At 47.6% G+C, this 12,509-nt stretch carries 6 protein-coding genes and 1 pseudogene; 4 read left to right on the forward strand and 3 right to left on the reverse strand.

Annotated elements, in window-relative coordinates; translation table 11 throughout:
• Window positions 1–376: 376 nt before the first annotated feature.
• The 4 genes from EOI86_RS22625 to EOI86_RS22640 all read left to right on the forward strand — a co-directional run bounded on the left by EOI86_RS22625 (window position 377) and on the right by EOI86_RS22640 (window position 10,040).
• Complete coding sequence (locus EOI86_RS22625; protein ID WP_127767957.1) at window positions 377–2,032, forward strand: hypothetical protein; 1,656 nt, start codon at window positions 377–379, stop codon at window positions 2,030–2,032.
• Window positions 2,033–2,755: 723 nt separating this feature from the next.
• Window positions 2,756–4,399, forward strand: a complete 1,644-nt coding sequence (locus EOI86_RS22630) for a hypothetical protein (protein ID WP_127767958.1) — start codon at window positions 2,756–2,758, stop codon at window positions 4,397–4,399.
• Window positions 4,400–4,437: 38 nt separating this feature from the next.
• Complete coding sequence (locus EOI86_RS22635; RefSeq protein ID WP_127767959.1) at window positions 4,438–8,352, forward strand: acetate and sugar kinases/Hsc70/actin family protein; 3,915 nt, start codon at window positions 4,438–4,440, stop codon at window positions 8,350–8,352.
• Window positions 8,349–10,040, forward strand: a complete 1,692-nt coding sequence (locus EOI86_RS22640; RefSeq protein WP_127767960.1) for a hypothetical protein — start codon at window positions 8,349–8,351, stop codon at window positions 10,038–10,040. Before EOI86_RS22635 ends, EOI86_RS22640 begins: the two co-directional genes overlap by 4 nt.
• Before the next feature lie 375 nt (window positions 10,041–10,415).
• On the opposite strand, the gene EOI86_RS22645 is transcribed toward EOI86_RS22640, so the two are convergent.
• The 3 genes and pseudogenes from EOI86_RS22645 to EOI86_RS22655 form a co-directional block, all read right to left on the reverse strand.
• Window positions 10,416–11,501, reverse strand: coding sequence for a tyrosine-type recombinase/integrase (locus tag EOI86_RS22645; protein WP_127767961.1), 1,086 nt, complete (start codon window positions 11,499–11,501; stop codon window positions 10,416–10,418).
• Between the two features lie 23 nt (window positions 11,502–11,524).
• Window positions 11,525–11,659, reverse strand: a pseudogene (locus tag EOI86_RS24990) (helix-turn-helix domain-containing protein); the annotation flags it as partial.
• 312 nt (window positions 11,660–11,971) lie between these two features.
• Window positions 11,972–12,421: a hypothetical protein gene (locus tag EOI86_RS22655; RefSeq protein ID WP_127767963.1), complete on the reverse strand. Its 450-nt coding sequence runs from the start codon at window positions 12,419–12,421 to the stop codon at window positions 11,972–11,974.
• Window positions 12,422–12,509 lie beyond the last annotated feature (88 nt).

The raw sequence follows: 12,509 nt of genomic DNA on the forward strand, positions 1-12,509 counted from the left end.
AACCTGAACGAAGCTAACTTGCAAATGAGGGCTCATTGGGGACCAAGCCGAAAGCTTCGTCGGGTTGAGAGGGGGCGAAAACTTCAATGCCGTCACGTGGACCCGCGTATGGACCTCTCAGCGGGTCATAATAGACAGGCGCATTCAGTGTAATCATTTCCCCGAGCCCTCGAAGCTAAAAGAATAGTGGGTGGAAAATGTATCCGGCACGTGATTAGAGGGTGACTATTGAGATCCCTCAATACGAGTTGAAATCTACAAAGATTAAACCTTGACACGAAGTGTCGCGGTATTCCACGGTTCATTTGTGGCTACGTAGTGGCGATTCACACGTTTGTTTGGGGACAAACGGTGTGACTTTCTGTGGGTGGGGGATATGGACCTGAAAATACTGCGGCCAGCTTTGGCAGCGCTTACCCTGTGTATAGGAGGGTGTGTCGAAGAGGTGCAGGAGATTTGTCTCCCCGAGGCACTGTTTGAGAAGTCAGCCGTTCAGGAAACAGACTTTTCAACGTATGAACAGTCCGCTCTCGTCGATGGGCGGCCTCCCAGAGTGCATGTGCTGATTGACCCATCTTGGGGTATGTCGGGCTATGTACGCAGGACAAATGATGCACTCAAGGAGTATATGCTTTTTGGGAAGTTCGTGGCCTCGCTTCGGGACACATTGTCCGCCAGTATGCCTGATGACGTGGACTTCCTTTTTCATAAGTTAGAAAATAGGCAAGGAAGCCATCCAACCCAAGATTTTGATCAAGCAATTCAGGCTTTCTTTACGACATGTGAAACTTCCTCAGTTTCAAATTGCGGTCCATACACAAAAGACGACATCTTTATTTCGACGCTTGTGAACGTGTCTAACCCTTTGTCTGGCGGACAATGGTTCGACGTTGATGAACGAGATTTGGTGGTAATCATAAGTGATCTGCAGCACCAAACCGAAGCAGGTACAAATACAGAAACACTTACAGGTGATGCAGGGCGTATAGGCTCCGCCTTGGCCGGGCAGGTGGCCGAAAGTGGAAGGTCCCTTTCCATTGTGGGGATGCTGAGTCGGTTCGAAGGTACAATTTTCGACTTACCTGCCAAAAATGAGAATGGCACCGGGACTTCATACGCAACCAAATCTGGTGAAGCTATCCTGCAACCATTTTATGTAATCGCTTTTGGACCTAGGAAACTGGTATCAATACATCACTCGGCAATAACAGCTTTAATAACGGAGCAAGCGAAGCCCCTTGAGGCTATTGTTCGTCAAGAGACGCATGGTGGGCTTTTAGTGCATTCATCGGGACGGCTTGATGCGCTTGAGTTGAAAAGCGAAGTTAGACCTTCAAACTGGGCTCGTGAATTTTCGCAAATACCTTTGAAGTCTTCGGATGCACTGCGGACATCGGGTAGCTTCTACTTCTCCGACAACTCTCGTAAAAAAATTTCGAACGTATCTGGGGCTGAGACAGCCAAGGAAAGTCAAGAAACTCACGGATTACCACAGCCATTCTTAACGTTCTCGTTTCGGAGGAGTGGTGATTTGCTGGGCGATGATCGAGCAATAGATGTAAATACTTTCCATCTGAATATAAGCCACGTTTACAAATTATGGCCAAATGCATCCGGCTGCGATCCGAAAGAAACTAAAAGGCAATGGATCGTTGCACTTGATGAGTTCAATGATCCTGTTTCAATGTCGTTAGGGGCAAATGGGGGGGCGCTCAATGATATCGGGTGGGTGTGGACAGATAAGTTATCTGAGAACCTTAGACCAGGCATGGTGTACGCAATAAAAGTAGCGTTTGAAGCGCAAAGCGAGGTGTCTGTTCGCGTGAAGTCACCGCAGTGGGCTGACGATTGGTCGGTAAGAGGAGAAGGTAGAAGAACTATCGAAGTGAGAGACCTACCAGATAAAACGCGTCAACACTATGGAACGGGAAACCTCACTCGACTAATAGAAAAAATTAAAGAACTAACGAGCAATGAGCGCGTTACTGTTGGGGCGAACTCGATTGTTCTGGTGTTAAAGCGGGGGCTTTGAAGGGAAGCATAGGATAGTGAAAATACCAAAAATAAGTATTAGCGCTTTCGTTCAGTGGTTCGTGCGCTTTAGTGTGGACCAAACTGCCTCAGGCTTCCTTGTCTCTTTGGCGGGCCTTTTCGCGACGGGTGCCGATCTGGAGGTTGTGGTTGACGAGAACCCAATGATACGTGATCCATCAAGTGTGACAGTGATAGGTGTTCTATTTCTGCGCGATTTCTCAAAACCTTCTCCATACGTGTTTGGACTCATGACGGCTGTAGGGTTTGGCGTCATCGTAGGGTACCTATTCTCAATCCATGTACGCCGAAAGGCGTTTTACTCGATGCCATTTGGGCAACAGAAGATTCGAGCGAATGCGCTAAAATGCGCGTTCAGTTTGTCTCTTTTGTACTTACTGGTTCTCTCTGCTGTTATGTTCTGGTTGGCCTTTCCGCGGTATGTCGAAGACTCATCGGTGCTTAATTATTTCGACAAAATTATATATGTCTTTGAGCAAGCGAAGAACGAATTTCCGATCTATGGTTGGGAACTAGGTAGTCTCGTATTTGTGTGCGTTTGTTTGTTCTATGTCGCCGCAATACAAGGTACGCCAAGCCCACTAAAACCTATGCTTTTACCTATTCCATATTTTTTGTGGAGAATAGGGCGAGTATTCGTCTCATAAGAAAGGTGACCATGGCGGTGGAATTGGTAGACGACGAAAAGGCGAGGTGAAATAATATGGGGGAGCATCATGTATTATGCCTTGGAGGAACAGGTGCAAAGTTTGGAGAGGCGCTGATTCATCTGACCGCGTGTGGATTGTCGAAAGGCAGTTTGAAAATTCACATTATCGATCAAGACTTGAACAACAAGAATGTTAACGCTTTGAGAACCCTCGCTGAGTCCGCGAGCGGTGCAAAAAGGATATTTCCAAATAGTGGGAAAGAGAACTTTCCATATTTTAGGACTGATATACAAGTGGGTCCACCGTATGCTCTAATAAAACATGGGCAGGTTCAATTCAAAGACATTTATACCAATAGTGACGGTATAAATAATATAAAATCATTTCCTTCGGACATTATTCTCCGTTCATTGTTTTCAAAGAAAAGCCAAGAACAAGAGCTGGCGATCGGTTTTAACGCTTCCGCACAAATAGGCGCAGCAGTTTTTGATCAGGAATTGAATTTAAATGCCAACGGATTGGGGAAGCATTTGTCAGATATACTTCGTCAAGCGGACCAAAGCCGAAACGGAAGCGACGACCGAGTATCAGTGACGTTGCTCGGTTCCGCATTTGGCGGTACAGGCTCTTCGGGCCTTCCAATGATTTCCCAGTTTATTCGAGATTACATTCGCGATGAAAGTTTGCGCATTAGACTAAATGCAGTGGTTGCTACGAATTACTTTCGCATTAGTGACGTAAACACGGAGTTTGGCCCGCGTGGCGCATACAGTACGTCTCTAGGGCTCAGACACCTTATGTATTTGGACGGCTGGTACCGTCAGACCAAGCAGTGTTGTCTATGGGATAGCCTCTATCTTGTAGGCCAATCTAGAGAGGCAGGTTTTCCCCCAGATGGCTCAGGAGGTGGACCTGATCAACACAATATACCTCATGGCGTGGAATTGATTGGCGGTCTGGCTGCCTGTGCCGCTTCACTTGAAGACGAAGACCCGGACGTGACAAATGAAACATTACGCCTTGCGCTACATGAACATAGTGATCGGATTGAATGGGATGACATTCCCAATGTGTCAGATGATCTAGATACCGCTACTGCCATCCAAACATTTGCAATGTGGTTGGTTCTTATCCAGCGCCTTATTTTTCCAATGTTACAGGCACAAGAGGATGGCGTGCAGGCGAATTATGCGCCGTTGAATCGCCATTTCCGAGGCCGAGATTTTGACCAAAGCGAGGTCCAGGCAGTGTCAACATATGCGGATCGATTTTTTAGTTGGATAGTCAGTATGGAAAAATCTCACAATGAATGGATGTCATCCGACGAACCATCAATTGGTAATGGTTTGCGGTGGAGCTTGCTAGGTCTTCACAGATTTTTCCGACCAACTGGCACATTGCTAAACCAAGTCTCGGTGGAAAAAGAAATGTTGAGATCCACAGTAACGAAAGACAATGACGGGGCCTTCGACGACTGCTTTGTCCGATGGCAAAAAGATCTTTTATCTATTAAAGATAGTGCTTCGGCAGACAAGCTGTCGTTAGCGATACGCATGTTACAGCGGGACGACAACTCAAATGTTATGTTGGACGTACTTGCGAAACTGGGGACCCTACCACCTGTTGCAAGGGAGCATCGCAGGGGTGTGAATAGTTTAGGGATCAAATTGTGGCAAGCAATCCAGAGACGCACTTAGTGCCGATTCAGTATCTTTTCCAGTAGCAGAGGAAAGTTATGGCAACGTTTTTTGTGCACGAATTGAGGAATGACAAAGGTGGTCCGCCTGAAGGTGGCGTGGGCCGCTTTCATAAGCATGATATTGTGCACCTTGCTAACGTCGCTTCTCTCACCAAAGACACGAAACGTACCGACGACGCATTTCGCGGGATAGGAAACGTGTGGGCGAGGATCATTGATTTCCATGATGCGTTGCAGAGTAAAGATGAAAAATTGCGCAAGCCTGCTGTGCGCCTTTGGAGGGGCCTAATAGCGTTGTTAGCGGTAAGTCAAATTCGACAGTTTGGTGAGGTTCATGTTGCGGAGTCAATTTTCGGCTCCAAAAAGGAGGAAAACCCAATTGTAAGTATTGCTGCCAAACAGGCGCCTGCATTCATGTATGGGCAGACAGAGGCGGCAGATTTACCATCGGAAAATGTCAAACTTGGAGCGTTTTTCCTGGAAAATAGAATTGTTGCATTATTGAATCCTCACCTCCTTGTGTTGCCGAGCGAAAACATTTTCGACCTGCTTGAAACTTTGGCACCGAAAATTGGTTGGATAAAAGGAAACCTGGACCATCCGGCGGATAAGGTTGGTTTATATGAACTGTTTGAAGATTTTCTTGCGCCTGGTGCGGCGTCCGTCGTTGATATTGCTGTTGTCAAACATTTTGTTCAGTCAATTTATGACATCCGTGTCAAACAATTGGATGATGCGAAGCTTGATCAGGACCTCGTGCAGCGTCTTCTGAATGAATTTAATTTGGAGTTGAACGATCATTTAGACAACAGAACTATTAATTTGCCAGTTGTTACGGACAATAAACTACGAAAAAAAATTAGTGATTCTCTTGGTTTTCCTGATGCCAACGAAATAAAGTGGGTGTCCGGTTTTAAGAAAATATATTCAGATACGTTGTTGATTGGGCGAGACGCGAAGTCCCCGTTCGTGAATGCTGTGTTTTTCGATCCAGCAATGGCGCAAAATGTCAGTTTGGGAAGTGAAGAAGATCTGCTTGTAGTAGGCCCCTACACGTTAGGCGCGTTAAATAAACTGGAATCCGCATTTAGAGCTGAAAGTACAATTAATTGCTTACGGAAGGGGATGCAGACTCTAGTAGTAGGTGAGCAGAACAAGGGTGACGACGGTGTTGGGCAGATTTTTACTCTCGATGACATTTTTGCTAACAAATTGGTGATTTTTACCAGCGGGTGCGTACAGTCACCAATGCCAAGTCGCGCTAGCAACTTCCTCTTACCAATCACTCGAACCGCTCTCGATTTTTTGGATCCAACCTATGCGAATGAATGGTTCAAAATAGAAACTGAGCCGGAAGAAGCAACAAGCAGGTCAGGCGAAAGGTCAGTTACTGCGTCGATTATATTGCAGTTAGGATCAAATATCGACGATGCAATTGTTACGTGGGAGATTAGCAAGAAATATAGTGTCGAAGACGGAACACTGATTGTCGGTGTGCCAAGGCCCTCAGTACTGGCGGTTGAACCGGGTATTAATGCGGCGTACTGGAGAAACTATATAACCTTCGCGTGCGGTGATTTTACGCCAGCTGATGCAAGCGATGACGGATCTTACGTTAGTTTGGTGAGCGACGTTTTTACGCCGGCTATGGCGTCTAAGTCCGCGTCGAAAATTGATGAGGACAGATATTGGCATAAGCAAACGAAGGTAGGCGTAGACCCTACTGATATTTGGTCCAATCACCGCATGGATTTAGGGCCTATTCGCTCGTCATCCCAAAAAGGCAAGGAAGTGTTGCGATATTTTCGAACACAGGAATTGCCCGAGGCTTTCGAAGTGAATGTTCTTCACGTCGAAGTGAATAGCAACCTATTTGTTCCGATTGCCAATGGCATAGTTCCTTTCGGTGCGCCGCCAGAGCCAGGGTTGCAAGCAAGTCAAGCGGAATGTGTGATTGCGTTTGATTTCGGAACAACGAACACGATGATTGCAATAGCGGTGCGTCAAAGAAACGCTCCTTCACCACTGAAAAAACCTAAAATAGTATCTAGCACTCTGATTTTAGATGATTACTTGAGCCAAGCAATGGTCGATCCAGAATCTGCGTCAAATGCCCGCGTCAATATTGTACTTAGTAAGTTTTTCCCGGCAAGAAACTTAAATTATCCAATGCCTTCCGTAGCTGTTAAGACTGTTTTACCAGTAAATGATCCGGACGGAGCAATCGGTAGCCAAGGAACGTACGAAAATTCGATACCCTTTTCGGCGAATAGAATTCAGTTTTTTCCGACACGTGTATTTCCTGCTCAAGGCGAAAATACAGAAAGGGATACGGTTTCGTTACTGAGAGAAGTAGCTGAAGACGTAAAGTTCCTGACAGAGAAGGATCCATCCATAGCGCACTACTCTAATCTAAAATGGAGCGATATAACGGACAGCAGAAATCGGGATGTTGTTCTTGGGTATTTCATTCATCATTTGTTTCACATTTCGCTCACTCAAACACAGTATGACATTTCGCCAGAGAGTATAAAGTGGGTTTTTACGTATCCCCGTGCCATGAACAAAAGCCAAAAAGAACAACTTCAACGTCTGTTTGAAGAAGCAGTGGCAAAAGTATTAAATCAGCAAACTGTCTCACCGGACGGAAAACACAAGAAGAAGCATGAGGTGGAAGTTCGTTATGCGCAGGAAAGCCAAGCGTTGGCTGCTTACCGGCGAAAACACCCTTCATTTAATAACAAGGTGAAGTCAGTTGTGGTAGCCATCGACATTGGCGGGCAAACTTCTGATATTGCGGTATTAAAAAACGGACACGCTATTTGGCATCAATCGTTAATGGTTGGCGGGCGTGGTGTTCTGGTTGAATACTTGGCAAATCATCTGAGTGACCTCCACGACTTGTTAGGCGACCTAAAATTAAAATCCCACCCCCTAGGACCGCTGATGGAATTCCTTAGATCAGGATATGCCGACGAGAATAGAAGGAACAGGGAACACGATATCGGAAGTTCCGGATATTTGCGGCAAAAAATACTAGAATCACTGGAGGTGTTTCTCGCCAGTCCCGCGTTTGCAGCCATCTTCGAAGAATATAGAATACGTATAACTTCGTCACAGCTTTTCCAGGAAGTATCAAAACGGGCGAGTGCCACTCTGGCCGTAATCCTTTACTATGTATCCAAAGTTTTGAAACAGTTAGATATGAACAAGGATGGAGCAGATGGCGCGCCGCTAGAGGTGCTATTGTGCGGCAGGGGCAGTTTAATCTTTAGGAATTTCTGCAGGGTTGGAGTGGAAGAACATGAAGACGATCACGAGATGCGTCCAATTCTTCCTGATGACTTGGACAAAGCTCTATCAATCGCGTTTAAGGAAGCCGAACTGAAATGGACTAAAGATAGCATCAGTTTTTCTGAGCATCCGAAAGAAGAAGTGGCTTTGGGTGCTGCTTTGGGTTGGGAAACATTCAAGTCGGATACTTATTCGGGTGGGGACAAAATTGAAGAGCGATTTCCACAAACAGATAAGTTTGTGCTGTCAAATCCACGGGGGAAGAAAAGCAAGGACGTGTTAAAGGCTGCTTTCACTGGTGGGCTAAAGTTGGATGACTTTGATGACATTGAGGTAGAAAAAGTTGATTTGAGCGAGACGTTTAAGTTTCTGGACTCAATTGGTGAAGTGATACCCTTCAAACAAGCTTTGGGTAGTTCATCTGACAAGGTTAAGCTCAATAGGAATTACCAAGATGATTTGGAGCAAGCCGTTCGTGATCGGGTCACCAAGGTAGTAGGGGAGTATTCGGATGGACGAACGAACAAACCACAAAACGGTGGAGCAGCAACCGACAAGTTGGACTACGTGGAATGGCTACAACCTTTATCAATTTTTGCATTGTTAGAGATATTGGACCACTGGGATGAATTAAGGACAGGGAACTATACTCCGTGACACGCAGATTGAACAAACGTGTAAGGGGGGCGATAATTTCTATCGTAGCATTGTTCCTGTCTTTAATTCTTGGGTCGGCGCAGGCACAATCATATATTCAAATTTCAAAATTTCGCGGAGAAGTCGGTCAGTCTGTTTGCGAGACTGATGGTGCGAATGTGCTCGTAGCATTGTTAAATGTTTTACGGAAAGGAGGGCAAATCATTTTCAATGCTACTCCGAGATCAGACGATAGGGTGAAAAGTTGGACCTTAGGTCAAGTTATCACGGAGTCACAGATCCAAGAGCAGCTTCAAGAAAATCACAAAGATTTTCAAGAATGGATGAACAGTTGCGCGGCGGATGCCTCAACTCACGCACAGTTTGAAAGCCTTTCAAACGCGATAGAGGAATTTTTAGAAGCAAGTACTACTAGTAGAACAGGCGCAGAATTGCAAAATGTGGCGAACGCAATTGAAACGCTTTTGAACGGAGATGCGCCTCGAACAATCCTCGATGAAAGGAATTCGGGTTCCGAAGCAAATGGTATTGAAGCAGTAATTTCCCTGACATTGAAGGCGAGGTCGGAAGCCATTGTTCAGCAGCCCGAAGAAGGGGGGAGCCATACACTTGTCAAAGACCTGTCTGACGTAAAAGCACAAACCGAAGATATCCGCCAGTCGTTGGAAGCTAGGTGGACCGAATTAGCTTCAACTGGAGTAGAGAATGGTAACAACATAAAACTATTACGGAACGAATTATCCGTTTTGGTTAAAATGGCAAGTAATTTGCAAAAGGACTTATTAAAAATTGAGAAGATGCTTGAATTGCAGATCTCAATAGATGAGCCGAACGATAGCGAAGGAGCCATTATGGGCCAGATAGGAGACGTATTCACATCGGTGTTGCTAATGTTGGTATTGTTTGTATTCGGTCTTTGGGCTCATAGGTTTATTCGCTACCGGGCGAAGTTAGATCGGGTTTCTCAGGATGTAGCTCAGAAATTTGAAGACGTCGAGTGCCGCTTAGATGAGCAACTCGCAGCGTTTGGCGACAACATGACAAAAAGCGCCGAGCAGATCCAGGAGGTTTGTAGATACCTTGAGTCTTTCGTTGAATCGTTACGCGCCGACCTAATTGAGGAAAAAGCGGCTATCGAAAGAAACGTTGCCGGAGCCCAGGTTCTTCCAAATAGTGGTGTGTTGAGGGGCCAAGATCGCGTCACCGGCGGTCAAGAACTCAACAATGGGGTACATGCTGACAAACAAAGCGCGCATAGAACCTCTGTTCCCGAATATGCGGATTTAGTGTCCTTTGCGGACGATGTAACATCTTCGTTCAATCGTTGTAAAAACAGAAGAGACTTTGAGCAATTCTTGAAAGCATATAAGCACCAACAGGTTCGTCGTAACAAAAAAGCGGCCGAAAATGTACAACTCGTCGAATCTGAAGAGCCTCAAGACAGTGCTGATCTTGGTTCGTTTTTTGTTCTAATGGGGGGCTTTGATGACGAGATTTTAATACCGTCTTGGAATCATTACACACATCAGAGGAATTTAGGTGCCGGCGATGGCGCCTTCCCTGGTTTGGAGGGCGTATTCTCTATTCGCCGGAATGTGGGGAGTAAATGCTTTTTAATAGAACCTGCTAGAGTTAGAAAGGCATCAGCTTTTTTTCGGATTGTGAAGTTAGGGAGAATAGGAATATAGAGTATCTTTGTAAGTTGGCTTATTTTGGAGTTTCGGATTTCAAAGGTTTTCAGCCCTATTCAGTATTGGTCGCCGACTAGGTTTCGTATTTTAGTTTTCCGACGTTCACTTTGCGGTGTATTTGGGCATAAATGCGCGCTAACTTTGGCGAGGCATGGCATATAGTTGTGCCAGTGTCGAAAGATATAATGCATAAATATAGTAATTCATTATTCTAAGAACCCGACAATGAGTTGTGCTTGCACGTAAGCAGGCATCCAATCTGCGGTGGGAGCAGATAGGGCATTGGTCTAAGCACTTCAAAACCCGCAGCCTTCTATCGCTCCCGGACCCAGGTATGACGCGAAGTCTGACGCGACTTCCTTGGGGTCGGATCTACGGCGAATTCTTGATCCAGGTGTCAGAAACTTCCTCCATCGCATCCCGCAATTGATCCGTGTCGGCATGGGCATACTTGGCGGTCGTGGCAATGTCGCTGTGGCCCAGGAGGCGCTGCGTGAGTTTCAGGTTGCCGGTGGTGGCCAGGAGCCTCGTAGCGGCCGTGTGACGGTTGTCGTGCCAGCGATAGTCCTCGATGCCGGCGGCTTTCAACGCGCGTTTCCAGTCGCGGCGCCAGCCCGTCAGGGAGAAGGGGTAGCGTTCGCCCTTGACCCGTTTGTTCTCCAGCCGGGTGCGTCGGCACTCGTAAGTGAAGACGTGGATCGGATGCTGCCCGCGTTGCCGTGACAGGATCGCTCTGATCTCGTTTGTGATGGGGAGCACGAGCGTTGCTCCACCCGGCCTGTGGGACTTGGTTCTCAAAGTAATAGTGCCGCCGGGCAAGTCGACCATGTTCCATGTGAGGCCAATCGCATTGGAGAGGCGCACGCCGGTGGCCAGAGAGAAGGAAACGACAGGACGGAGATCCGGCCACAAGGCCTTCATGAGCCGATCTTGCTCCTCTGTAGACAGGGATCTGATCCGCTCTTGAGGTTCGGGGAGTTTATGTTTGCCGAATTTGGGCAACCGGCCGACGTCGTGGCCCCACTCGTCTCGCGCTGTTCGAAGGACGCGGCGCAGAAGCTCGATCTCCCGATTGACCGTTGCAGGCGCCGGCAACGTCCCGCGAATTGTCTTTTCACTTCGGCGCTTTGAGACATAGGTAGACAACAAAGCATCAGGGATATCCTTGATCAGAATATCCCCCAGTCCATCTTTGAGGCGCTCGAGCTGGTAGAACTCTGTGTCCGCGTTGGCGTGATACTGTGATTTCTCGACCAGATACCGACCGAAGGCTTCATTCAACCTGACGCCCTGCAGGCCTCTGGCATAATTGGTCTCTGCCTCCTGCCTTAGGCGGCGTTCTTCCTTCTCTGCTTCGCGCTTCGTTTTGCGCTTCGTAGAGCCTCGAAATCGTGTTCCCCCGACGGTGAAGTCGTAGGTCCAGTAAGGCGAGCGGGGGGGAGGAGGGTAGACGGACATGCGGCAACTCTGTGTTGGTCGATGAAGTTGGTGATATCGCTGGGGCGAAAGAGGTACCGATTGTCGAAGTTCACGTGACCGATCTTGCGTTCGGCAGCGAGGCGTTTGAGCTTGCGCGCAGACATTCGGAGGAGCGGTGCCGCTTCCTCCGTTGTCATCAACAACACCGAATTGTCGTTGTTTGCGTCCACAATCACTGACCTGCTGGTTCGTACGTTTCACTTCGACGGATTGGAACTGTTCCGTCGCTCAGTGAAACTATTTTACAACGCAGACCCGAAAGTAATTTCCCATAAAATAATACCGTGCACCTTGCTCGTCGCGGGGACGGCGCCGTGAGCGTCATTTGGGCGAGGTGAGATTTGGAACAGGAGCTCTTTACCGTTGGCGGAAATCGCAACGGAGCTGGAGCGAACAATCTTGAGAATTAGAGAGCGAGCGACACTGCGCTTGCGAGGACAGGGCTGGCCCTACGCTTCTACTACGCGTGAAAATTTTGCGAAACTAATTATGCCGTCGGAGAGAAACGGCGCCAGAACCATCTCCACCGCGCGCCTCAATTCGGCTGCCGGCATTGGCTTGCTGGACCCTGTCAGGCCCTCGTAGTAGGCGGTAACGAGCGTCAGGATGATCAACTGAGTGACGCGATCGAGCGCTTCGTCTTCGCTCTTGGTGTTCTCGAAGTACTCCTCGAAGAAATCCAAATTCACGAGGATGATCGGCTCTTCGATCGTTCCCGAGACATAGCTTATGCCGACGGCGTCATTCCCGCTGGAGGCCGGTGAGTGCTCATCATAAATCTCGATCTGAAAACTTTGGAAGAACTCGTTGGGTTCCAGCGCTTCGAGGACACGCTCTCCGGCCGCGGAGAGGATATCTTCGATCGGAAGTTCGGCGGATTGAGAACCAGTATGCGGCACGCGTGGGACCTCGGTAGATGACAGGTGCTCTGCCTAACATGCTGCGGCACAGGGCGTCACGCATTGAGGCCACGTTTGTTTTAATGAG

Origin of the sequence: Hwanghaeella grinnelliae (genome assembly GCF_004005845.1) — a bacterium.
GTDB classification, from domain to species: domain Bacteria; phylum Pseudomonadota; class Alphaproteobacteria; order UBA8366; family Aestuariispiraceae; genus Hwanghaeella; species Hwanghaeella grinnelliae.